Below are 23,376 nucleotides of genomic sequence, written 5' to 3' on the forward strand. Positions count from 1 at the left end.
GACAGTAATAAAGGAAAAAAAGTCGGAATTAAATATATATCTTGTAGATAAATGTCGGATTATACAATTTATCATACTTGAGGGTCGGATAAAGGGTCGGAATATAGGGTTCAGGTTGTAAATGAAGATGGAATATTATATAATAAAAAGAGTGCCAAATGAAATGAATTTGGATATATGACGTAAGGTCATAAAAATGATGAAAGGAAATTGTCGGTGCTTATATTCAAATATATAGTAGACAATGAATTAGTGGAAATGGGAAAATATTTTGGAACAGATGGTTTTAGAGGAGAAGCAAATGTTAATTTAACAGCAATGCATGCATTTAAGATAGGACGATTCATAGGATGGTATTATGGAAGATATCATAAATGCTCAGTTGTTATTGGAAAAGATACAAGAAGAAGCAGTTACATGTTCGAAGACGCTTTGTCAGCAGGGCTTACATCTACAGGTGCAGATGTATACTTATTACACGTTACTACAACACCAAGTGTTTCATATGTTGTAAGAACAGGAGATTTTGATTGCGGAATTATGGTATCAGCAAGTCATAATCCATTCTATGATAACGGAATTAAGTTAATTAATGGCAATGGTGAAAAGATGGAACAGGAGGTCATTGATGAAGTAGAAAAATACTTAGACAGTGATTTAGAAAGTATTCCATATGCAAGAATGGAAAAAATCGGAAGAACAGTTGACTATTTTGCAGGAAGAAACAGATATATGGGTTATTTGATGTCACTTGCAACACATTCATATAGAAATATCAAAGTTGGTCTTGACTGTTCTAATGGTAGTGCATCTTCAATTGCAAAAGGAGTATTTGATGCACTTGGTGCAGAAACACATGTAATTAATGATGCACCGGATGGAACTAACATTAATAAAGAATGTGGTTCAACACATATTGAAGAATTACAGAAATATGTTATTGGAAATAAGTTAGATATCGGATTTGCATATGACGGAGATGCTGACAGATGTTTATGTGTAGATGAAAAAGGAAATGTTGTTAATGGTGATTTAATTTTATATGTTGCCGGAGTTTATATGAAACAGAAAGGAACTCTTGTAAACAATACAGTTGTAACAACAATTATGTCAAATATCGGTCTTTATAAAGCATTTGATGCAGTAGGCATTGATTATGAAAAGACAGCAGTAGGTGACAAATATGTTTATGAATGCATGAGAGAAAATGAATATAAACTTGGTGGAGAAGAATCAGGTCATATTATTTTTGGTAAGTATGCAACAACAGGAGATGGTATTTTAACATCAATCAAATTAATGGAAGTAATGCTTGCAAGCAAGAAAAAAATGTCAGAACTTACATCACCTGTTACAATCTATCCACAGTGCCTTAAAAATGTAAAGGTTAAGAGTAAACCGGAAGCACAGCAGGATGCAGATGTTCAGGCAGCAGTAAAAGAAGTTGCAGATAAGCTTGGAGAAGACGGAAGAATTCTTGTAAGAGAAAGTGGAACAGAGCCTGTAATTCGAGTAATGGTTGAAGCAAGAACTGATGAAGAAGCAGAAAAATGTGTTGACTATGTAGTAGATGTAATTAACAAAAAAGGTCATGCATTATAAAAGATATTTGATCATTGACACATTAAAGTAATTTATAATGTACAATAACTGTTTAATAGTTAATAAAGGAAAAACTTTTAAAATGAAAAAAATATACATAGTTAGAATAGTCTTAATTGTTTTGATAGGATTCTGGATGGGAACCATATTTGGATTTTCGGCTGAGAATGGTGAATCATCTCAGTCTCTTAGTGATAAGATTACTGTTAAAGTAGTTAAATATATAGAGCCTGAATATGACAGCAAGGATTTATTAAAGCAACAGGACATATTTAATAAAACTAGTTTTTTTGTAAGAAAGACAGGACATTTTGGAGAATATGCAATATTGGGGATATTGATAACTATGTTTGCAATGACATTTAGAGCATACAGAAGTAAAAAGATAAGATACCGGTTAATGACAATTGTCGTTCCGTTTATTTATGCGTGCACAGATGAATTCCATCAGGGATTTGTAGATGGAAGAAGTCCTAAATTTTTTGATGTATGCATAGATACGTGCGGAGCATTTACGGCAATAGTCATAATGATTGGAATTAATATATTGATAAAGAAGATAATGACAGAAAGGGATAGAAATGAAGACTTGGGAACAGTATATTAGAAAAGTAACTCCATACACACCCGGCGAACAGCCAAAGACAGCGAATGTAGTAAAATTAAATACTAATGAAAATCCTTACCCACCGGCACCGGGAGTGAGCAAAGCACTTTGTGATATGGATTCGGCAATTCTTCGAAAATATCCGGACCCGGATGCAACAGAATTAGTTGATGCAATTGCTAAATATTATGGAGTTAAATCAAACCAGGTATTTGTAGGAGTAGGTTCAGATGACGTTTTAGGAATGGCATTTTTAACATTCTTTAATTCAGATAAACCAATACTATTCCCTGATATTACATATTCTTTTTACGATGTATGGGCAGATTTATTTGATATTCCTTATGAAACAATAAAATTAGACGATAATTTTGAAATAATACCTGAGGATTATTTTAGAAAAAATGGTGGAATCGTATTTCCTAATCCAAATGCTCCAACAGCAGTAGAGATGTCAATAGACAAGGTTGAGGAAATTATAAAAAATAATCAGGATTCGGTAGTAATTGTTGATGAAGCATATGTAGATTTTGGAGCAACTTCAGCATTAAAATTCATTGAAAAATATGATAATGTGCTAGTTGTAAGAACATTTTCAAAATCCCGTTCAGCAGCAGGTCTTAGAATCGGTTATGCAATGGGAAATGAAAAGTTAATCAGTGCAATGCTTGCTGTTAAGTTTTCGTATAATTCATATACAATGAATTTTCCAACAATCTATGCAGGTGTAGAAGCTATAAAAGACGATGCTTATTTCAAAAATCTTGTGGAAAAAATAATTACTACAAGAGAGAATGCAAAAACAAAACTTAAAGAATTAGGATTTACATGCACTGATTCAAAGACTAATTTTTTATTTGCAACTCATAAAAGCGCGAAAGCTGAGGATATATTTAATTATCTAAAGACAAAAAATATTTATGTAAGATATTTTAAGAAGCCAAGAATAGATAATTATTTAAGAATTACAATTGGCACGGATGATGAAATGGAAAAATTATATTTGGCATTAGAAGAATATTTAAAATAATATTGTCTGACACATTAATAAATATATATCGAGACAGGAAAAGTGTTAATAAAATTCCCGGAAGAAAAATTCCGGGAATTTTTGAATTTAAGTGCATCTGGCGGCGTACAATGTAAAGATGATAAAAAGTCGGAGTCAAAAAAATCCCCGACTTTAAAATAATTATTTTAACAAATAATAAGTGCTAAAATAGCAATTTATAGATTAACTTAATCTAAGATTCTTCCATCTGTAGAAATTGTAACTACGTTCCAAGGAATAAACTTTGTACTGTTTTTAATTGCTGTTTTGGCCGCATTTTCCAAACCACCACAACATGGAACTTCCATTCTTACAATAGTTACTTCTTTAATGTCGTTATTTTTAATTATTTCAGTTAATTTGATTGAATAGTCAGTGTCATCTAATTTTGGACAACCTACAATAGTTACATGATTTTTAATAAAATCCTGATGGAAATTAGCGTATGCATAAGCAGTACAGTCAGCGGCAATGAGTAATTTAGCACCGTCAAAAAATGAAGCATTAGGTGAAACTAATTTTATCTGAACAGGCCACTGCATTAATTGACTTGAAGGTACAGAAGTCTGCACATTTTCAGTATTTGCAGGCTTTAATGCTTTAGCCCTCATACCGGGACATACAAAAGATGCAGGTGCAGCCTTTTTAGCCTGAGCAGCCTTTACAGCAGCTTCATTATATTCAGGGGCTTCGCGTTCAACAAAAGAAATTGCATTCATAGGACACGCAGGAAGACAGTCGCCTAAACCATCACAATAATCTTCACGAAGAAGTTTAGCTTTACCATTAACCATGCCAATTGCACCTTCATGGCAGGCATTTGCACAAATGCCACATCCATTACACTTTTCTTCATTAATTTCTATAATACGACGAATCATATTAGACCTCCAATTTGAAATTTATTACAATTATTTGTATATTGATTTGATAATGCTAGTATAGTACAATCAGTATGACAAATCTGTTGTTAAAACAACAATAAAGATAGTTAATTATATGTTATATGTAAAATTATTTTATGAGGTGCAACGATGAATTATCAACTCATGTCAAATTCAAAATTATTTAAAGGGATGAGTGAAGAAGAAATAAAGACAATGTTAAGTTGCCTTGGGGCAGTTACAAAAAAATATAAAAAAGGTGAAGATATTTATAGAGTAGGAGAATCAATTCAACTATTTGGAATGGTTATTGAGGGCGGTGTAAATATTGAAAGCGATGATTTATGGGGAAATAAGAGCATATTAAGTCATATAGAACCCGGATTTATATTTGGAGAAACATATGCAAGTATTCCTGGAGAGGCACTGCTTGTAAATGCAGTAGCAACGGAAAATACAGAAATTTTGTTTTTAAATGCTTACAGAGTTCTTGAAACATGCCCAAATACATGTGGTCATCATGAAAAACTGATAAAAAATTTGCTACGGATATCAGCACAGAAAAATTTAATGCTTTCAAGAAGAATATTACACACATCATCTAAATCCATTCGAGGAAGACTGTTAGCATATTTTTCAGATCAGGCGAAATTAAGTGGAAGTTATAAGTTTACAATTCCATTTAATAGACAACAGCTCGCTGATTATTTAAATGTAGACAGAAGTGCAATGAGTAATGAGTTGTCTAAAATGAAAAATGACGGAATAATAGAAATAGATAAAAATACATTTACGTTAAAAGAACAATTATAAATATAAAACAACAATAAAAATAAAATGCAAATAAGCAAAAATACACAGAAAAAGGAGTGGTAAAATGCATTCACCATTAGAGATAGCAAAAAGTTACATAGAAATAGGAATACACAAAAGCAATCTGCCAATTTTCAAGATGATATTACTTGGATTTTTCGCAGGAATGTTTATAGGATTTGCAGGTATAGGTTCAACAGTAGCAGCAAGCAGTATATCAGTCGCTTCAGTAGCTAAGCTTGTAGGGGCAATGGTATTTCCGGCAGGAATGGCAATGGTTCTTGTTGCAGGAAGTGAATTGTTTACAGGGAATAATCTGATAATTTTATCTGTTTTGGCAGGGAAAAACAGCGTATGGAAGATGTTAAAAAACTGGTTATTTGTATATATAGGAAACTTCATTGGAACAACTTTTGTTGCAGTTTTAGTTGTGTATGGACATACTCCTAATTTATTTCAGGGAGATTTGGCAGGTGCAATAGTAAATGCCGCAAAAGCGAGAACAGATTTAGCGGTTTCAGATAGTTTTGTGAGAGGAATATTATGCAATATATTGGTATGTATTGCAATTTGGATGTCATTTGCAGCAAAAAGAGTGTCAGGAAAATTAATGACAAGTTTCTGGCCGGTAATGATATTTGTATTATGCGGATTTGAGCATTGCATAGCAGATATGTATTTTGGAGTTGCAGGATTGTTAACAGCATCAGAGTATGGTATAACAGCAGATGGACTTACATGGTTTAATTTTCTTGTAAATAATTTGATACCTGTAACACTTGGCAATATTGTCGGAGGAGCAGGAATTGTAGGATGTGGATATTATATGGCATTTCTTCATAAGTCTCCACTTTCAGGAGAAACAGCAGAAAAAGAGGCAAAAGATATAGACATTGCGGAAGAATATTAATAGTGGAGGAGCAAAGTGGCAGAAAATGAAAAAACATATATAGCCATAGATTTAAAGTCTTTTTATGCATCAGTTGAATGCAGGGAAAGAAAGTTAGATTGTATGACTACAAATTTGGTGGTGGCTGACAAAAGCCGAACTGAAAAAACAATATGTCTGGCTGTTTCGCCGTCACTTAAAGCTTATGGGATTCCGGGCAGAGCCAGATTATTTGAAGTGATTCAAAAAATAAAAGAAGTTAATGAGGAAAGAAAGGCAAAATTGCCGGAAGGAGTTTTCCATGAATTATCGTATAATGATAATGTTATAAAAAAATCTCCATACGTAGGGGTTGATTATATTGTAGCGAAACCAAGAATGGCACTGTATATGCAATACAGTGCCAGAATTTATGAAATATATCTTAAATACATTGCATCTGAGGATATACATGTTTATTCTATTGATGAAGTATTTATGGATGTGACGCATTATTTAAAAACATATGAATTAACTCCTAAGCAGTTGGCAAAGAAAATAATAAAAGATATTCAACAGACAACGGGAATTACAGCAACGGCAGGTATTGGTACAAATTTATATTTGTGTAAGATTGCAATGGATATTATGGCAAAGCACATTCAGGCAGATGAAGATGGCGTAAGAATTGCTTATTTGGATGAAATGCTTTACAGAAAACAATTATGGAATCATAGACCAATTACAGATTTTTGGAGAGTCGGAAGAGGATATGCAAAGCAACTTGAGAAATATGGTTTGTATACGATGGGAGATATTGCCAGATGTTCAGTTGGAAAGGAAAATGAATTCCATAATGAAGAACTTTTGTACAAGTTATTTGGTGTAAATGCAGAATTACTGATAGACCATGCGTGGGGATGGGAGCCATGTACAATTGAAGATGTTAAATCCTATAAACCTGAAACTAACAGCTTAGGTTCAGGGCAGGTATTGCAATGCCCATACACGTGGGAAAAGGCAAGAGTTGTTGTTGGAGAAATGATTGAACTTCTTGTTCTTGATTTAGTTGAAAAAGAACTGGTTACGAATCAAATTGTGCTTACAGTAGGATATGACATAGAGTGTATTAAAAATCCTGAAATAAGAAAAAAGTACGATGGAAGTGTAACAACGGATTATTATGGAAGAAAGATACCAAAACACGCTCATGGGACAACAAATTTAAAAGAACATTGTTCATCTACAAAGCTTATAACTGAGGCAGTTTTAAAATTATATGATGAAATTGTAAATAAGAATTTGTTAATACGAAGAATAAATATAGCAGCAAATCATGTTATAAATGAAAAAGATGTTGTGAAAAAAGATGATTATGAACAGTTAGATCTATTTACTGATTATGAAGAACAGGCTAAGAAAAAAGAAACAGAAGAAAAGCAGTTACAAAGAGAAAAACAAATGCAAAAGGCTATGCTAGAGATAAAAAAGAAATATGGGAAAAACGCAATTTTAAAGGGAACTAATTTGACAGAAGGTGCTACAGCAATAGAGAGGAATGAAATGATTGGTGGGCATAAAGCATAAAATTAAGTTTGTTAAAAAGATATTTATATAAATTATAAATGAAATTTTATTAATTTAACATTATGTAAAAGTTAGAGATGTTAATAAGGTATGGAAAGGCAGATGGCAAAATGAGTAAAGAGGCAAAGAATACTTATGAAGATATTATAAATATGGAGCATCCAACATCAAAAAGGCATCCAAGGATGACGGTTTATAACAGAGCTGCACAATTTTCACCATTTGCTGCACTGACAGGTCATGAGGAGGCGTTGAAAGAAACTGCAAGAATTACTGATAATAAAATTGAATTAGATGAAAATGTTAAAAGAGAACTTGATTATAAATTACAACAGATATTAAATAAAAATGACTCTATTCAAAATGTGCAGATTACTTATTTTAAAAAAGATGAAAATAAAGAGGGCGGGGCATATTTAAATATATGCTCCAAAATAAAAAAGATAGATGAGTATAAAAAAACAGTTGAATTTACCGATGGAAAAGAAATTTTTATAGATGATATTATATCTATAGAGGAAGAAACAAAATGAAATAAGTTTGTTTTTAGAATGTTTTCTACGATTAGCCGCCGACAAAAGTACGGGGCAGTACATAGTTTTAAAGGAGCTTTAAGATGAAATATTTAAAACAATTTTTAATAATACTTGTAATTTCATATGCAGGAGAGTTGTTGAAATACGTGTTACCTTTACCGATTCCGGCTAGTATATACGGAATGGTTATTTTACTTGTAGGATTGCTTACAGGATGGATTGCACTTGATGCAGTTAAAGACGTTGGCAAATTTTTGATAGAAATAATGCCTGTTATGTTTATACCGGCAGGAGTAGGACTTATGTCGTCATGGGGAATACTAAAACCATTGATATTGCCTGTTAGTATAATAACAGTAGTAACAATAGTTACAGTTATGGCTGCAACAGGAAAGGTTTCACAATGGGTTATACGAAAAGGAAAATCTGATAAAGAGGAGAATGAAAAAGATGAATAATTTGCTTGAAACATCTTTATTTGCGGGCGTAAGCATAAGTCTTGTATCATATATGATTGGTCTTGCATTAAAGAAAAAATTTAAACTGGGGATATTTAATCCGTTATTGATTTCAATTATATTTACAATTGTTATTTTGGTTTGCGCAAATGTAGATTATGAAACATATAACAAGGGTGCAGTTTATTTAAGCTGGTTTTTAACTCCGGCAACAGTGTGCCTTGCAATTCCATTATATGAACAGTGGCAATTGTTAAAAAGAAATTTTAAAGCAGTAATTTTAGGAATATCAGCCGGAGTGCTTACCAGTTTGTGTACAGTGTTGATTTTGGCAAAATTAATGAAAATGACACACAGGGAGTATGTTACTTTACTTCCAAAGTCAATAACTACAGCAATCGGTATGGGCGTTTCAGAGGAATTAGGCGGATATGTTACAATTACGGTAGCAGTAATTGTAGTTACAGGAGTTTTAGGAAATATATTTGGAGAACTTATTTGCAAGATATTTAAGATTACGGAACCTATTTCAAAGGGATTGGCATTAGGAGCATCTTCTCATGCAATTGGAACTGCAAAGGCAATTGAAATGGGAGAAATCGAAGGTGCAATGAGCAGTCTTGCAATAGCTGTTACAGGCATTTTGACGGTAGTTTTAGCATCTGTATTTGCAAATTTTTTATAGAAATATATTAAGATGCAGGGTCAAAACGTTTAAAATCTCGTAAATTTGCTCATAAGTGGATAACTATAAATTTTGCAGATTACTTAAAGAAGGAGTACAATTATGATTATTACAATAGCCAGACAGTGCGGATGTAATGGAGATGAATTAGGAAAAGCATTGGCACAAAAATATAATTTAAAATTATTTGACAAAAAAGCAATTTCTAAAATGGCAAAGGAAAAAGGGTATTTTGAAAGATACCCTGACTTTTACGGAGAAACACCTATGGATATGCTTATGCATTCGATTACGGTTTCTGAAGAAGATTCGCTGTTATACAGTACAGCAGGTAAAGCGTTGAAAAATGTAATTGATGAAGACAATTTTATTATAATTGGAAGATGTGGCAATTATGTATATAGAGATGATGTTAAATGTATTTCAATTTTCCTGTCAGGTAGCAAAAAAGTAAGAGAAGAAAACATTGCTAAGAAACATAACATTTCAGTAAGAAAAGCTCATAATACCGTGCTGCAGACAGATGAAAGAAGAAGCAAATATCATGGATATTATACCGGTGAAGAATGGGGAATGGCCGGAAATTATGATTTGTGCATAAATGTTGATAATTTAGAAGTAAATGAATTAGTTGAAGTCATAGATAGTTATATTAATAGAACCATAGGTGAAAAATAAATAATATAAGTGGTTTATGAAAAATAAAGAAATATAACGGCGCCAGTTTAAAAAGATTATAGTGATATAGCTAAAAAACTAGTATTGACACAGAAACGAAAGCCGTCTATAGTTGAAGAAAAGAATGAAATTGATAATTAGTTTAGTTACTGATTAAAGTAATAACAATTAAAAAGATTGTTATTTGTGAAAATGAAAGGGGAGCTTGCATAAGCTTGCTGAGAGTAGGTTGTATACCTTGACCCATAACCTGATTTGGATAATGCCAACGTAGGAACATAATTATAGCAGATTTTGTGAGACAACAATATTTGTGCGGATGTGTTTTATAGGCATATCCGCATTATTTTTGTAAAAGGAGGGAATTGTACATGTTAGGAAAATACATAGAAGAAGTCAGAAATAATACACCTTTGGTTCATAATATTACAAATTATGTAACGGTTAATGATGTGGCAAATGTTTTATTGGCATGTGGAGGAAGTCCGATTATGTCTGATGAACCGGAAGATGTTGAGGAGATTACTAGTATTTGCCAGGGCTTAAATATTAATATTGGTACATTGAATAAGAGAACTATAGAAAGTATGTTTATTGCAGGAAAGAGAGCAAATAAATTAGGGCATATGGTATTACTTGACCCTGTTGGAGCAGGAGCTTCAACACTTAGAACAAATACTGCAGTGGAGTTAATGAAAAAAATTAAATTTAATGCAATTCGTGGAAATATATCAGAGATTAAGACTTTAGCTTATGGTAGCGGAACAACAAAAGGTGTGGATGCTGATGTAGCAGATGCAGTTACTGAAGAAAACTTGAAAAGTTCAATTAAGTTTATAAAAGAATTTGCAAAAAAGAGTGAAACAATAATAGCTATTACAGGAGCAATTGATTTAGTAAGCGATGGAAAAAGATGCTTCGTTATAAGAAATGGCCGTGCTGAAATGGGAAAAATAACAGGAACAGGATGTCAGCTTTCAGGAATGATGACAGCATTTTTAGTAGCAAATCCTAACGAACAGTTAGAGGCAGCTGCAGCAGCAGTTTGTACAATGGGGCTTGCAGGTGAAATCGGATGGAGTTATATGAAAGAGGGAGACGGTAATTCTACATATAGAAATAGAATTATTGATGCAATCTATAATATGGATAAGGAAACTCTCGATAAAGGAGCAAAATATGAAATTAGATAAAAAAGATTTGTTATTGTATGCAGTAACAGACAGATATTGGTTAAACGGAAGAACTTTATACGAAGTAGTAAAAGAAAGTCTTGACGGAGGAGTTACTTTTCTTCAGTTAAGAGAGAAAAAATTAGATGAGGAGCATTTCCTTGAAGAGGCAAAAGAACTAAAGAAGTTATGCAAAGAATATAAAGTACCTTTCATTATAAATGATAATGTGGATATTGCTGTAGAAATAGGAGCAGACGGTGTCCATGTAGGACAAAGTGATATGGAAGCAGGTATGGTAAGAGAAAAATTAGGACCTGATAAAATCATAGGTGTATCCGCACAGACAGTAGAACAGGCACTTTTGGCAGAAAAAAGAGGTGCAGATTACCTTGGAGTAGGAGCAGTATTTCCGACAAATTCAAAAGATGATGCAAAAGAAGTAACGTATGAAACTTTGAAAGAAATATGTGAAGCAGTGTCAATTCCTGTTGTAGCAATAGGAGGAATAACTCATGACAACATTAAAGAATTAACAGGAAGTAAAATAGACGGAATTGCAGTAATTAGTGCAATTTATGGAGCAAATAATATAAAAAATGCAGCTAGTGGCTTAAAAGAAGAAATAAGCAAAATTGTAGAATAATATTATCAGGTAAAGTAAGACTAGAGAACATATATAGAATTACTATATATGTGACAAAAAAGAAAATTAAATAATAAATAGTAGGAGAATTATATGAAGACAGCCCTTACAATTGCAGGAAGTGATTCAAGTGGTGGAGCAGGTATTCAGGCAGATATAAAGACGATGATGGCAAATGGAGTGTATGCTATGAGTGCCATTACAGCTCTAACTGCTCAAAATACTACAGGCGTGGCGGCAATACAGAATGCAACACCTGAATTTCTGGCACAGGAAATTGACTGCATATTTACGGATATTGAACCGGATGCAGTTAAAGTAGGAATGGTTTCAGAGAAAGAACTTATAAAAGTTATTTCTGATAAATTAAAACAATATAAAGCGAAAAATATTGTTATTGATCCGGTAATGGTGGCAACAAGTGGCGCAAGGCTTATTAATGAAGATGCTGTAGACACATTAAAAAAAGAATTGTTTCATTTGGCAACGATTCTTACTCCAAATATTCCGGAGGCAGAAGAACTGGCCCAAATAAAAATAAACAACTCAAAAGATATGATAAAGGCAGCAGAAAAAATTGCAAAAACATATAACTGTGCAGTCCTTTGCAAAGGAGGACATAACCAAAATGATGCCAGCGATTTATTATATAAAGATAATGAATTCAAATGGTTTCATGGGAAAAGAATAGATAATCCAAATACCCATGGAACAGGGTGTACATTATCATCAGCAATAGCATCAAATCTGGCAAAAGGATATGATTTGGAAGAATCAGTTTTTAGAGCCAAAGAGTATATTTCAGGAGCATTAGCAGCTATGCTTGATTTAGGAAAGGGAAGTGGACCTATGAATCATGGATTTGCTATTACAAATGAATATACTAAAGTAAAATAATAAAGGAGAATTACGATGGAAGAAAGATTATATGCAACACAGATGGAAGCTGCAAGAAAAGGAATTGTAACAAAGGAATTAGAAATTGTAGCAAAAAAAGAAAAAATGGAAGTAAAGGAGCTTTTACCTCTTGTAGCAAGTGGTAAAGTTGTAATTCCTGCTAATAAGAATCATAAGTGTCTCGATCCTGAAGGAATAGGTTCTATGTTAAAAACAAAGATTAACGTAAATCTTGGAATTTCTAAGGATTGCAAAGATTATGATGTTGAAATGGAAAAAGTTATGTCAGCCGTAAAGATGGGTGGCGAAGCAATCATGGATTTATCAAGTCATGGAAACACACAGCCATTTCGTAAAAAACTTACAAGTGAATGTCCTGCAATGATAGGAACAGTACCTGTATATGATAGTGTAATTCATTATCAGAGAGACTTGGATACTTTAACAGCAAAAGATTTTATAGATGTAGTACGTTTACATGCACAGGATGGTGTTGATTTTGTTACACTTCATTGTGGAATTACAAGAAAAACAATAGAGCAGATTCGCAAACATAAAAGAAAAATGAATATTGTATCAAGAGGAGGTTCACTTGTTTTTGCATGGATGTGCATGACAGGAGAAGAAAATCCGTTCTACGAATACTATGATGAAATTCTTGATATATGTAGAGAATATGATGTTACTGTTTCATTAGGAGATGCCTGCAGACCGGGTTGTCTTGCAGATGCAACAGATGTATGTCAGATTGAAGAACTTGTTCGTCTTGGAGAATTAACTAAGAGAGCATGGGAAAAAGATGTTCAGGTTATGGTTGAAGGACCGGGACATGTACCAATGGATCAGATAGCAGCTAACATGAAAGTTCAGCAGACAATTTGTATGGGAGCACCATTTTATGTTTTAGGACCTTTAGTTACAGATATAGCACCCGGATATGATCATATAACAGCAGCTATTGGTGGTGCAATTGCAGCAATGAGTGGAGCAGCTTTCCTTTGCTATGTTACACCTGCAGAACATTTGGCACTTCCAAATTTAGATGATGTAAAGCAGGGAATAATTGCAAGTAAAATCGCAGCTCATGCAGCTGATATCGCAAAAGGCGTAAGAGGCGCAAGAGATATAGATGATAAAATGGGAGATGCAAGACGAGTTTTAGATTGGGATGCTCAGTGGGAATGCGCACTTGATCCTGAAACTGCAAAAGCAATTAGAGCAGACAGAGCACCTGAACATGAAGATACATGTTCAATGTGCGGCAAATTCTGTGCAGTCCGTAGTATGAACAAAGCTTTAAATGGAGAACATATAGATATACTCTAAACTTTAATGAAATTAAGGCGGATAATAATACGTAAATACATAGTATATAAGATGTCAGGGTAAGCAAACCTATGATTTAATGACTACGGCTTGCTCTGTGCTACATAAAAGGAACTGTTGCGTTATTGATATGTAACAGTTCTTTTTATGAAAACAAAAGAAAAACTAAAAAAATAATTAGCACTCGCTCTTGACGAGTGCTAACAAAAGTGCTATAACGTATTTGTAGGAAAGGAAAATCCTAAGAAAGAGAGTGAAGAACTAATATTTAAAACAGAAGTTAAGGAGGTATAGAAGATGAACATTAGTAAATTTACACAGAAGTCAATTGAAGCAGTTCAGAACTGTGAAAAGGTTGCTGAGGAATTTGGTAATCAGGAAATTGATCAGGAACATTTAATATACAGCCTTGTTAATTTAGAAGACAGTCTGATTTTAAAATTAGTTGAAAAGATGGAAATCCAGACAACACATTTTAAAAACAGAATTGAAGATTATGTTAGTAAGAAACCTAAAGTACAAGGCGGACAGAGGTATATTAGTCAGAGTCTTAATTCAGCATTATTAGCTGCAGAAGATGAAGCAAAGAGAATGGGAGATGAATATGTTTCAGTTGAACATTTATTCCTTGCTATGATTGCTAAGCCAAATAAAGAAGTTAAAGAATTTTTCAAAGAATATGGTATTACAAGGGAAAGATTCTTAAAGGTATTAGCTGAGATAAGAGGAAATCAGAGAGTAACAAATGATAATCCTGAGGCTACTTATGATGCACTTGGAAAATATGGACAGGATTTGGTTGAGAGAGCAAGAAATCAAAAGTTAGACCCTGTTATTGGAAGAGACAGTGAAATTAGAAATGTAATTCGTATATTGTCAAGAAAGACAAAAAATAACCCTGTTTTAATCGGTGAACCCGGTGTAGGTAAAACAGCAGCAGTAGAAGGTTTGGCTCAAAGAATTGTAAGTGGAGATGTTCCGGATGGATTGAAGGATAAAAAGATATTTTCACTTGATTTAGGAGCATTGGTAGCAGGTGCTAAATACAGAGGTGAATTTGAAGAGCGTTTAAAAGCTGTACTTGAAGATGTAAAGAACAGTAACGGAGAGATAATTTTATTTATTGATGAGTTACACACAATTGTCGGAGCAGGAAAAACAGATGGTGCAATGGATGCAGGTAATATGTTAAAACCTATGCTTGCAAGAGGTGAACTTCATTGTATCGGTGCAACAACACTTGATGAATATAGACAATATATTGAAAAGGATAAGGCTTTAGAAAGACGTTTCCAACCTGTTATGGTCAATGAACCAACAGTGGAGGATACAATTTCAATTTTAAGAGGATTGAAAGAAAGATATGAAGTCTTCCACGGAGTTAAAATTACAGATAGTGCATTAGTTTCAGCAGCAACATTATCTGACCGTTATATAACTGACAGATTTTTGCCTGATAAGGCAATTGACCTTGTTGATGAAGCTTGCGCGATGATAAAAACAGAACTTGATTCAATGCCTACAGAACTTGATGAACTTAGAAGAAAAGTTATGCAGATGGAAATTGAAGAGGCAGCCTTAAAGAAGGAAACCGATAATTTGAGCAAAGAAAGATTAGAGGAACTTCAAAAAGAATTAGCTGAACTTAGAGATGCATTTAACAATAAGAAAGCTCAGTGGGAAAACGAAAAGAATTCTGTAAACAAATTACAGGAACTTCGTGAACAGGTTGAACAGGTCAAGAAAGAAATACAGATTGCCCAGAGCAAGTATGATCTTGAAAAGATGGCTGAGTTACAATATGGTAGATTACCTCAGTTACAGAAACAGTTAGAAAGTGAAGAGGCAAATGTAAAAAATAAAGATTTGTCTTTGGTACGTGAAAGTGTTACAGATGAAGAAATTGCAAAAATCATTTCACGTTGGACAGGAATACCTGTTGCTAAACTGACAGAAACAGAAAGAAATAAAACTCTTCATTTGGATGAACAGTTACACAAACGTGTAATTGGACAGGATGAAGCAGTTACAAAGATTACTGAATCAATAATCAGATCAAAGGCGGGAATAAAAGATCCTGGTAAACCAATAGGTTCGTTCCTGTTTTTAGGACCTACAGGTGTAGGTAAAACAGAACTTGCTAAAGCACTTGCGCAGAATTTATTTGACGATGAGACAAATATGGTTCGTATTGATATGAGTGAATATATGGAAAAATATTCAGTGTCAAGATTAATCGGAGCGCCTCCGGGATATGTTGGATATGATGAAGGCGGTCAGCTTACTGAAGCAGTTCGTAGAAAACCATATTCGGTAGTACTTTTTGATGAAATTGAAAAGGCTCATCCGGATGTATTTAATGTATTATTACAGGTATTAGACGATGGTAGAATTACAGATTCTCAGGGCAGAACAGTGGACTTTAAAAACACAATATTAATTATGACGTCAAATATTGGTTCTTCATATTTGCTTGAAGGAATCAATGACAATGGTGATATAAAGCCTGAGGCAGAAGAGATGGTTATGAATGATTTGAGAAATCATTTCAGACCTGAATTCTTAAACAGATTAGACGAAATTATTATGTTTAAACCACTTACCCGTGATAATATTGGCGGAATTGTAGATTTAATAGTTGCAAATTTGAATGAAAGACTTGCAGACAAAGATTTACATTTAGTGCTTACAGACGAGGCAAAGAAATTTGTCGCAGATAATGGATATGATCCGGTTTATGGTGCAAGACCGCTTAAGAGATATTTACAGAAGAATGTAGAAACCTTAGTAGCAAAGATTATTTTACAAGGAGATGTAAATATGGGAGATACTATTACGGTTGATGCAAAAGATGGAAAAATGATTATAAGATAAAGATATCAGACAAAGATATCAGACAAAGGTCTTTCGACCACTTATAAGCAAACTTATGTGGGCTTAGGTCTTTTTGACTCTGGTATTATATAAAAGCTGAATTATTAGCATAAAATATGGACTTGTGTAATAACAGGAATCGTATTAACATGTTGGTAATTCAGCTTTTTATTTTGTTTAAAACGTCCTATTAAACATATTCCACTTTACAAATATATATAATTTAAAGAAGATAAAAAAACATAAAAATAAGATTTAGAGGATTTAAATGAAGTTAAAAAAATGGTGGGTTATTGCATTAATTATGATATTGCCGCTTTTATTTATAATGGGAAATTTGAAGAAAAAAACTATAGAAACAGCAGAAAATAATTTGAAAACAATAAATAAATATAAAAACATAAAGAGGGTTGCGTTAACTTTTGATGACGGACCAAGCAGTGAATGTACCCCAAGACTGTTAGATATTTTGAAAAAAGAAAATGTAAAGGCGACGTTTTTTTTAGTTGGGAAAAATATAAAAGAAAACGAAGATATTGTTATAAGAATGAAAAATGAAGGACATCTGATTGGAAATCATACATTTAATCATAGTCAGTTAACGAAATTAGGATTTGATGAGGCGGTAGAGGAGATTAATACTACAAATGCATGGATTACAAATATTTCAGGATATACCCCGGAATACATACGTCCACCGTTTGGCAGTTTTACTGATGAACTTTTAAGCGAAACATCAATGTCTGTAGTTATGTGGAATGTTGACCCGTTAGATTGGAAATATAAAAATAAGGACATTGTAACTGATAAAATTTTAAAAAACGTAAAAAATGGAGATATTATTTTAATGCATGACATATTTGAAAGCTCTGTTGATGCAGCACAAACTGTTATAAAAGAATTAAAGAAACAGGATTATGTATTTGTTACAGTTGATAAAATGAATTCAAATAAGCAAATTATAAGAAGAGATAAATAGTAAATAAAAAAATAAGATTGCTTAATTTGGGGGCATTATTAACGTAGAGAAGCAACAAAGCAATCCCCAAAAGGACTTGTGAAAAACAATAGGGAATGTTATACTTCAAAATGCTGGTATAGTATTAGAAAAATTATTTAAGGAGAGTTTTATGTTAAATTACATCATAATATTTTTGATTTCAATGGTTCCTCTTGTTGAACTTAGAGGAGCGTTAATTTATTCACAGGCAATTGGAATGCCTTTATTAGCTTCTTATATTATCTGTGTTATAGGAAATATGCTTCCGGTTCCAATCATTTATCTTTTTGCGAGAAAAGTATTGATTTGGGGAAAAGATAAAAAACATATTGGAAAATTCTTTACTTTTTGTATAGAAAAGGGCGAAAAAGGCGGAAAGAAACTACAGGAAACAGCAGGAAAAGGACTATTTGTAGCATTGTTTTTATTTGTGGGAATTCCACTTCCGGGAACAGGTGCATGGACAGGAACTTTAGCAGCAAGTTTTCTTGATATGGATTTTAAATCAAGTGTAATCGCTGTAATGGGTGGAGTTCTTTTGGCAGGAATTATAATGGGACTTGGAAGTGCAGGCGTATTTGGAGCGTTAACTGCATTATTTTAAGAGAATAGAGGCACTAAATGGATAAAAAATATGATTATTTAAAATATACACCAACATTGCCGGGAAAAATTGCTATAGGTATTGCAACACCATCAGCCATTATTGGAATTATTGCAGTATTTTTCGCTTTTAAATTTCCGGAGGCGTTTATTATAACTTTGATAGCAGAAGCGATAGCTGTTATAGGTGGAATTGTTCTTACAATAGACATTGTAAGATTTAATATTTCACAAAAGAAAAAACAGGAAAAGATACAAAGCAGGTCAAAGAATAAAGAAAATGAACCAAAAGAAATGGATATAATGAGAATTGTGCATATGATTATAGGTATAATTGTAGGAATCATTATAGGATATTTAATTTGGGGTGTAAGATAAAAAGGAGAATTATTATGACAGGTTTACCAAATGATCCGGTTATGTTACTTAGTGTAGTAAATACAGCACTTAGAGATACGCATCAGGATTTGGATGGATTTTGCAAAACAAGAGATGTTGAGAAAGAAGATATCGTAAATAAATTAAAGACAATTAACTATGAGTATAATGCAGAATTAAATAAATTTGTATAGAGCTAGATGAATTACACATAGATGTGAAAACAAATTTATATAAATCACAGTTAAACAAAGGATATAAAATGAATATATTAAAAAAGGTTATTAAAGCTATTTTAGCAGTGCTTATAATTATAATAATTGTAGTTTTAGTGTATGTAGCTTACGTTTTCATTTCATATAACAGGATAGATGATAATAAGAAATTAAAAATAAATGAACCTAAAGTTAAAAGTGAAAATATAAGTGATAAGGTTAATACAAATGTAGAATATACAATAGGAACATACAATGTAGGATTTGGAGCGTATCTTCCTGATTACAGTTTCTTCATGGACGGAGGGAAATATTCCAGATGTTACAGTAAGGAAAGCAGTACCGATGCAATAAAGGGAGCAGCTACATTAAGCAATGGTTACAATCCTGATTTTATGATGTTTGAAGAAGTAGATAGAAAATCAACAAGAAGTTACGGAGTTAATCAGGAAAATATTATAACGGATATTTTCGATAATTATTACAGTAGTTTTGCGGTTAATTATAATTCGGCTTATCTGTTTTATCCGTTTTACAAACCGATAGGAAAATCATATTCAGGAATCATCTTGTATTCAAAATATAAAATAACAGATTCTTTACGAAGAAGTTTACCAATTTCTACAGGATTTTCTAAATTCCTTGATTTAGACAGATGTTATTCAATAAATAGAATACAGGTTGAAAATGGAAAAGAATTAGTTATATTTACTGTTCATTTATCGGCATATGGTAATAGCGATGAAATAAGAGAAGCACAGTTAAATATGCTTTTTGGAGATATGGAAAAGGAAGTAAATGACGGAAATTATGTTATTTGTGGTGGAGATTTTAATCATGATTTGAAAGCAGATGAATCAAACAGTGACAAAACAGAAAGCTGGGCATATCCATTTCCAAGGAGCGAGATGCCGCAAGGTTTGACATTTGCAATGGATAAACTGTCGCAGGATGAATTAGAACAAATGCCTGAGTCAGCAAGAAATGCAGATATGGAATATATTCCGGGGAAGACATATGTAGTTACGTTAGACGGATTTATAATATCTGATAATGTTGAGATGACGACTTATGAGGTGGCAGATACCGGATTTGCATATTCTGACCATCAGCCGGTTATTATGAAATTTATGCTTAAGTAATCGTCAAAATAACTTCGAATAATACCAAGATTACTTATTGATTCATGATAATATTAAGAAGTAAATTGTCGTAGGATGATATAAGACAATATAAGTAAAAATGGAGATACTTCGTTTGAAGTATCTCCATTTTTGTAGTCATTTTATTTATACAATTGTTGTATGTCTGTCGTTAAGTGCAACGTACTTTGTCTTTTTCGCAACATTCATATATGCAGGTCTGATAATTTTTCCGGCATTAATGATTTCTTCTATACGATGTGCACACCAGCCTGAAATTCTGGCAGATGCAAACATAGGAGTAAACAATCCGTCAGGAAGTCCAAGTGAAGAATATATAAATCCACTGTAGAAATCAACATTTGCACTTACATTTTTCTGCATTGGCTTGCAACTTGCAATAACCTCAGGAGCAAGTCGGGCAACATTATTGTAAAGCTGATACTCATCCATAAGACCTTTTTCCTGTGCAAGCTTTTTAGCAAAGCCTTCAAGAATTTTTGCTCTAGGGTCAGAAATAGAGTAAACAGCATGACCGATTCCATAAATCAAACCTGATTTATCAAAGATTCTCTTATCAAGTATTGCATGCAAATAATTTGAAATTTCTTCATCGTCGTTCCAATTAGAAACTGTTTCTTTCATATGGTCAAACATCTGTTTAACTTTAATGTTAGCGCCACCATGTCTTGGACCTTTAAGTGAACCAAGAGAAGCTGCGATTGCAGAATAAGTGTCCGTTCCTGAAGAAGAAACAACATGAGTTGTAAATGTAGAGTTATTACCACCACCATGTTCAGCATGAAGAACAAGAGCTAAGTCAAGGATTTTTGCTTCAAGCGGAGTAAAACTTCCATCAGGTCTAAGTAATCTTAATATATTCTCAGCCGTGGACATGTTAGGGTCCGGTGTGTTTATATGAAGGCTTTGTCCATGATGATAGTGGTTATGGGCATGGTATCCATAAACACTGATAAGTGGAACTCTTGCAATAAGACTTAAACTTTGACGTAAAACATTTGGAATTGATGTATCATCAGGATTATCGTCATAAGAGTAAAGTGTAAGTACACTACGTGCAAGCATGTTCATCATATCTCTACTTGGTGCTTTCATAATAATATCTCTTACAAAGCTAGGTGGAAGAGTTCTGTATTCAGATAATAAATTTGTGAAATTTTCTAATCTTTTTGCTGTTGGAAGTTCACCAAATAATAAAAGATATGTAACTTCTTCAAAACCAAAGCGGTTTTCATCTAAAAAACCTTTAACAATATCTTCAATATCTATTCCACGGTAAAAAAGTTTTCCTTCACAAGGAACAGCTTTTCCGTCAATCATATCGTAGGAATGAACATCACCGATTTCGGTAAGGCCTGTAAGAACACCTTTACCGTTTTTATCACGAAGACCTCTCTTAACATCGTATAAATTATAGAGAGATTCATCAATACATGAATTATTAATGCATCTGTCTGCATATTTTAATATCTGTGGTGTAATCTGATCAGGTATGTTTTCATTTATGTTGTTCATAGTGACCTCCTATTGTACATAGAAAAATCTATGTTTAGTAATTAGAGTCTATAGCTACATTAGTATAGACGTCATTAAGTAGAACTTTAACATAATTAAGAAAAGACAACAATAAAACTTAAGAAAAACAAAAAAAGAAAAGTAAAAACTTAATTAAATTAAGCGAAATGCGCGAAAAAAGCATAAATATACTTGATAAGCTTACTATCAGGGCATAATAATCTAAGCCTTAAAGTAAAATTGTGGAATGTGAATAAACATTTATTATGATGTTAGGGCAAACGCCCCAACTTTGATGCCATATTTAAGCAGTAATTGGTAATACTGTTCTAATTCATAGATAATGTACAAAAAGAAGGTAAAATGTGATAAAATAAAAAACGGATATGCCTTAAAGTACTATTCTAAAGGTATATTGTGTTAAAATAATTTTGATTATTGGGTCAGATAATTCAAAAGTGAGTAATTAAAAGTAAAATAAGGAAGTGAAATCAATGGATTTATTTGATTTTATGAGAAATGAAAATATGGAGAAGGATTCTCCATTAGCAAGCAGGCTAAGACCAACAACATTAGACGAAGTAGTTGGACAGGAGCATATTATAGGTAAAGATAAACTTTTATATAGAGCAATTAAAGCAGATAAGTTAAGTTCAATTATTTTTTATGGACCACCGGGGACTGGGAAAACAACATTGGCAAAAGTAATTGCGAATACAACAAGCGCAGAATTTACTCAGATAAATGCTACTGTTGCAGGCAAGAAAGATATGGAAGAAGTAGTGGAAAAGGCTAAACAGACAATGGGTATGTATGGAAGAAAGACTATATTGTTTGTAGATGAAATTCATCGCTTTAATAAGGGACAGCAGGATTACCTTTTACCATTTGTAGAAGATGGAACGTTAATTCTTATAGGAGCAACCACTGAAAATCCATACTTTGAAGTTAATGGGGCTTTAATTTCACGTTCTATTGTGTTTGAATTAAAGCCGCTTTCAACAGATAATATAAAGCAGCTAATTTTAAGAGCAGTTAATGATAAAGAAAAAGGAATGGGAGCGTTTAATGCGAGAATAGATGATGATGCGGCTGACTTTTTAGCCGAAATTTCAAATGGTGATGCAAGAACAGCATTAAATGCTATTGAATTAGGAATTTTAACTACTGATAAAAGTGAAGATGGAACAATCCACATAACAATGGAAGTTGCAGAACAATGTATTCAGAAAAGAGCCATCCGATATGATAAATCAGGAGACAACCATTATGATACAGTATCTGCATTTATAAAAAGTATGAGAGGCTCAGATCCTGATGCGGCACTTTACTATTTGGCAAAAATGCTTTATGCAGGTGAAAGTGTTGAATTTATAGCAAGACGAATTATGATATCAGCGGCGGAAGATGTGGGAATGGCAGATCCTAATGCATTAACAGTTGCCGTGTCTGCTGCAAATGCCGTCCACCAGATTGGAATGCCTGAAGCAAAGATAATATTGGCAGAGGCAGTGGTATATATGGCTACTGCACCGAAAAGCAACGCTTCTTATATGGGATTAGAGAAGGCGATGAGTGCAGTACAGAATACAAAGATATCAGGAATACCGGTTCACTTAATGGATGCACATTATAAAGGCGCAGCAAAGCTTGGACATGGTGATGGCTACAAATATGCACACGATTATGAAAATCATTATGTTAATCAGCAATATTTGCCGGATGAGCTTGTAAATGAAGTATTTTACAATCCGGGAGATTTAGGATACGAAGTTAAAGTAAAAGAACATTTTAAAAAGATAAAGGGATAGCACTAGA

The 23,376-nt window shown here is 33.0% G+C and carries 23 protein-coding genes and 1 riboswitch; of the genes, 21 read left to right on the forward strand and 2 right to left on the reverse strand.

The annotated features are described in order from the left end of the window. Positions 1-258 precede the first annotated feature (258 nt). The 3 genes from glmM to hisC all read left to right on the forward strand — a co-directional run bounded on the left by glmM (position 259) and on the right by hisC (position 3,239). Entirely contained in the window at positions 259-1,602 is a 1,344-nt protein-coding gene (gene glmM / locus DWW96_RS10400) for a phosphoglucosamine mutase (RefSeq protein ID WP_117910376.1), read from the forward strand. Positions 1,603-1,684: 82 nt separating this feature from the next. Beyond that, the gene (locus tag DWW96_RS10405) at positions 1,685-2,209 is read left to right on the forward strand and encodes a VanZ family protein (protein WP_158562687.1); all 525 of its coding nucleotides are present in this window, start codon (positions 1,685-1,687) and stop codon (positions 2,207-2,209) included. Beyond that, positions 2,184-3,239, forward strand: coding sequence for a histidinol-phosphate transaminase (gene hisC / locus DWW96_RS10410; protein WP_117910357.1), 1,056 nt, complete (start codon positions 2,184-2,186; stop codon positions 3,237-3,239). The genes DWW96_RS10405 and hisC overlap by 26 nt, the downstream gene beginning before the upstream one ends. A 209-nt stretch (positions 3,240-3,448) precedes the next feature. On the opposite strand, the gene DWW96_RS10415 is transcribed toward hisC, so the two are convergent. Then, entirely contained in the window at positions 3,449-4,141 is a 693-nt protein-coding gene (locus DWW96_RS10415) for a 4Fe-4S binding protein (RefSeq protein WP_117910358.1), read from the reverse strand. Positions 4,142-4,294: 153 nt separating this feature from the next. On the opposite strand from DWW96_RS10415, the gene DWW96_RS10420 reads away from it, so the two are divergent. The 17 genes from DWW96_RS10420 to DWW96_RS10500 all read left to right on the forward strand — a co-directional run bounded on the left by DWW96_RS10420 (position 4,295) and on the right by DWW96_RS10500 (position 20,022). Further along, a complete protein-coding gene (locus DWW96_RS10420; protein WP_117910359.1) occupies positions 4,295-4,957 on the forward strand; it encodes a Crp/Fnr family transcriptional regulator in 663 nt (220 codons plus the stop codon). 64 nt (positions 4,958-5,021) lie between these two features. Beyond that, entirely contained in the window at positions 5,022-5,867 is an 846-nt protein-coding gene (locus DWW96_RS10425; protein ID WP_117910360.1) for a formate/nitrite transporter family protein, read from the forward strand. A gap of 15 nt (positions 5,868-5,882) precedes the next feature. Then, positions 5,883-7,412: a DNA methylase gene (locus DWW96_RS10430; protein ID WP_117910361.1), complete on the forward strand. Its 1,530-nt coding sequence runs from the start codon at positions 5,883-5,885 to the stop codon at positions 7,410-7,412. Positions 7,413-7,522: 110 nt separating this feature from the next. Beyond that, the gene (locus tag DWW96_RS10435; protein WP_117910377.1) at positions 7,523-7,945 is read left to right on the forward strand and encodes a hypothetical protein; all 423 of its coding nucleotides are present in this window, start codon (positions 7,523-7,525) and stop codon (positions 7,943-7,945) included. 83 nt (positions 7,946-8,028) lie between these two features. Next, the gene (locus DWW96_RS10440; RefSeq protein ID WP_117910362.1) at positions 8,029-8,406 is read left to right on the forward strand and encodes a CidA/LrgA family protein; all 378 of its coding nucleotides are present in this window, start codon (positions 8,029-8,031) and stop codon (positions 8,404-8,406) included. Then, positions 8,399-9,091 carry an LrgB family protein gene (locus DWW96_RS10445; RefSeq protein WP_022088295.1) on the forward strand — a complete coding sequence of 231 codons (693 nt, stop codon included), beginning with the start codon at positions 8,399-8,401 and terminating at the stop codon, positions 9,089-9,091. The genes DWW96_RS10440 and DWW96_RS10445 overlap by 8 nt, the downstream gene beginning before the upstream one ends. A 102-nt stretch (positions 9,092-9,193) precedes the next feature. Continuing rightward, a complete protein-coding gene (locus DWW96_RS10450; RefSeq protein ID WP_022088296.1) occupies positions 9,194-9,769 on the forward strand; it encodes a cytidylate kinase-like family protein in 576 nt (191 codons plus the stop codon). Positions 9,770-9,956: 187 nt separating this feature from the next. Then, a riboswitch (TPP riboswitch) is annotated at positions 9,957-10,064 on the forward strand. 76 nt (positions 10,065-10,140) lie between these two features. Beyond that, positions 10,141-10,962 carry a hydroxyethylthiazole kinase gene (gene thiM / locus DWW96_RS10455; RefSeq protein WP_117910363.1) on the forward strand — a complete coding sequence of 274 codons (822 nt, stop codon included), beginning with the start codon at positions 10,141-10,143 and terminating at the stop codon, positions 10,960-10,962. After that, complete coding sequence (thiE, locus tag DWW96_RS10460; protein ID WP_117910364.1) at positions 10,949-11,587, forward strand: thiamine phosphate synthase; 639 nt, start codon at positions 10,949-10,951, stop codon at positions 11,585-11,587. The genes thiM and thiE overlap by 14 nt, the downstream gene beginning before the upstream one ends. 93 nt (positions 11,588-11,680) lie before the next feature. After that, entirely contained in the window at positions 11,681-12,484 is an 804-nt protein-coding gene (thiD, locus tag DWW96_RS10465) for a bifunctional hydroxymethylpyrimidine kinase/phosphomethylpyrimidine kinase (RefSeq protein ID WP_117910365.1), read from the forward strand. A gap of 15 nt (positions 12,485-12,499) precedes the next feature. Then, positions 12,500-13,810: a phosphomethylpyrimidine synthase ThiC gene (thiC, locus tag DWW96_RS10470; protein WP_117910366.1), complete on the forward strand. Its 1,311-nt coding sequence runs from the start codon at positions 12,500-12,502 to the stop codon at positions 13,808-13,810. A 297-nt stretch (positions 13,811-14,107) separates the two neighbouring features. Further along, a complete protein-coding gene (gene clpB / locus DWW96_RS10475; RefSeq protein ID WP_117910367.1) occupies positions 14,108-16,684 on the forward strand; it encodes an ATP-dependent chaperone ClpB in 2,577 nt (858 codons plus the stop codon). A gap of 268 nt (positions 16,685-16,952) precedes the next feature. Further along, positions 16,953-17,663, forward strand: a complete 711-nt coding sequence (locus DWW96_RS10480) for a polysaccharide deacetylase family protein (protein ID WP_117910368.1) — start codon at positions 16,953-16,955, stop codon at positions 17,661-17,663. Positions 17,664-17,814: 151 nt separating this feature from the next. Further along, positions 17,815-18,288, forward strand: coding sequence for a small multi-drug export protein (locus DWW96_RS10485; protein WP_022088303.1), 474 nt, complete (start codon positions 17,815-17,817; stop codon positions 18,286-18,288). A 17-nt stretch (positions 18,289-18,305) separates the two neighbouring features. Beyond that, positions 18,306-18,665, forward strand: coding sequence for a hypothetical protein (locus DWW96_RS10490; protein WP_022088304.1), 360 nt, complete (start codon positions 18,306-18,308; stop codon positions 18,663-18,665). A 14-nt stretch (positions 18,666-18,679) separates the two neighbouring features. Next, positions 18,680-18,859: a DUF4250 domain-containing protein gene (locus tag DWW96_RS10495; RefSeq protein ID WP_117910369.1), complete on the forward strand. Its 180-nt coding sequence runs from the start codon at positions 18,680-18,682 to the stop codon at positions 18,857-18,859. Between the two features lie 68 nt (positions 18,860-18,927). Next, positions 18,928-20,022 (forward strand): endonuclease/exonuclease/phosphatase family protein, encoded by a 1,095-nt coding sequence (locus DWW96_RS10500; RefSeq protein ID WP_117910370.1) that lies wholly within the window; start codon positions 18,928-18,930, stop codon positions 20,020-20,022. 147 nt (positions 20,023-20,169) lie between these two features. On the opposite strand, the gene DWW96_RS10505 is transcribed toward DWW96_RS10500, so the two are convergent. Further along, entirely contained in the window at positions 20,170-21,558 is a 1,389-nt protein-coding gene (locus DWW96_RS10505; RefSeq protein WP_022088309.1) for a citrate/2-methylcitrate synthase, read from the reverse strand. A 494-nt stretch (positions 21,559-22,052) separates the two neighbouring features. Between DWW96_RS10505 and DWW96_RS10510 the strand changes: the two genes are divergently transcribed. After that, positions 22,053-23,369, forward strand: coding sequence for a replication-associated recombination protein A (locus DWW96_RS10510; protein WP_117910371.1), 1,317 nt, complete (start codon positions 22,053-22,055; stop codon positions 23,367-23,369). Positions 23,370-23,376 lie beyond the last annotated feature (7 nt).

The organism is Eubacterium sp. AF17-7, from assembly GCF_003461285.1.
Taxonomy (GTDB): Bacteria; Bacillota; Clostridia; order Lachnospirales; family Lachnospiraceae; genus Eubacterium_U; species Eubacterium_U album.

Excerpts from the sequence above, each read along its gene's own strand:
- glmM (WP_117910376.1), top strand. The coding sequence starts at position 259 with ATGGGAAAATATTTTGGAACAGATGGTTTTAGAGGAGAAGCAAATGTT.
- DWW96_RS10405 (WP_158562687.1), top strand. The coding sequence starts at position 1,685 with ATGAAAAAAATATACATAGTTAGAATAGTCTTAATTGTTTTGATAGGA.
- hisC (WP_117910357.1), top strand. The coding sequence starts at position 2,184 with ATGAAGACTTGGGAACAGTATATTAGAAAAGTAACTCCATACACACCC.
- DWW96_RS10415 (WP_117910358.1), bottom strand. The coding sequence starts at position 4,141 with ATGATTCGTCGTATTATAGAAATTAATGAAGAAAAGTGTAATGGATGT.
- DWW96_RS10420 (WP_117910359.1), top strand. The coding sequence starts at position 4,295 with ATGAATTATCAACTCATGTCAAATTCAAAATTATTTAAAGGGATGAGT.
- DWW96_RS10425 (WP_117910360.1), top strand. The coding sequence starts at position 5,022 with ATGCATTCACCATTAGAGATAGCAAAAAGTTACATAGAAATAGGAATA.
- DWW96_RS10435 (WP_117910377.1), top strand. The coding sequence starts at position 7,523 with ATGAGTAAAGAGGCAAAGAATACTTATGAAGATATTATAAATATGGAG.
- DWW96_RS10440 (WP_117910362.1), top strand. The coding sequence starts at position 8,029 with ATGAAATATTTAAAACAATTTTTAATAATACTTGTAATTTCATATGCA.
- DWW96_RS10445 (WP_022088295.1), top strand. The coding sequence starts at position 8,399 with ATGAATAATTTGCTTGAAACATCTTTATTTGCGGGCGTAAGCATAAGT.
- DWW96_RS10450 (WP_022088296.1), top strand. The coding sequence starts at position 9,194 with ATGATTATTACAATAGCCAGACAGTGCGGATGTAATGGAGATGAATTA.
- thiM (WP_117910363.1), top strand. The coding sequence starts at position 10,141 with ATGTTAGGAAAATACATAGAAGAAGTCAGAAATAATACACCTTTGGTT.
- thiE (WP_117910364.1), top strand. The coding sequence starts at position 10,949 with ATGAAATTAGATAAAAAAGATTTGTTATTGTATGCAGTAACAGACAGA.
- thiD (WP_117910365.1), top strand. The coding sequence starts at position 11,681 with ATGAAGACAGCCCTTACAATTGCAGGAAGTGATTCAAGTGGTGGAGCA.
- thiC (WP_117910366.1), top strand. The coding sequence starts at position 12,500 with ATGGAAGAAAGATTATATGCAACACAGATGGAAGCTGCAAGAAAAGGA.
- clpB (WP_117910367.1), top strand. The coding sequence starts at position 14,108 with ATGAACATTAGTAAATTTACACAGAAGTCAATTGAAGCAGTTCAGAAC.
- DWW96_RS10480 (WP_117910368.1), top strand. The coding sequence starts at position 16,953 with ATGAAGTTAAAAAAATGGTGGGTTATTGCATTAATTATGATATTGCCG.
- DWW96_RS10485 (WP_022088303.1), top strand. The coding sequence starts at position 17,815 with ATGTTAAATTACATCATAATATTTTTGATTTCAATGGTTCCTCTTGTT.
- DWW96_RS10490 (WP_022088304.1), top strand. The coding sequence starts at position 18,306 with ATGGATAAAAAATATGATTATTTAAAATATACACCAACATTGCCGGGA.
- DWW96_RS10495 (WP_117910369.1), top strand. The coding sequence starts at position 18,680 with ATGACAGGTTTACCAAATGATCCGGTTATGTTACTTAGTGTAGTAAAT.
- DWW96_RS10500 (WP_117910370.1), top strand. The coding sequence starts at position 18,928 with ATGAATATATTAAAAAAGGTTATTAAAGCTATTTTAGCAGTGCTTATA.
- DWW96_RS10505 (WP_022088309.1), bottom strand. The coding sequence starts at position 21,558 with ATGAACAACATAAATGAAAACATACCTGATCAGATTACACCACAGATA.
- DWW96_RS10510 (WP_117910371.1), top strand. The coding sequence starts at position 22,053 with ATGGATTTATTTGATTTTATGAGAAATGAAAATATGGAGAAGGATTCT.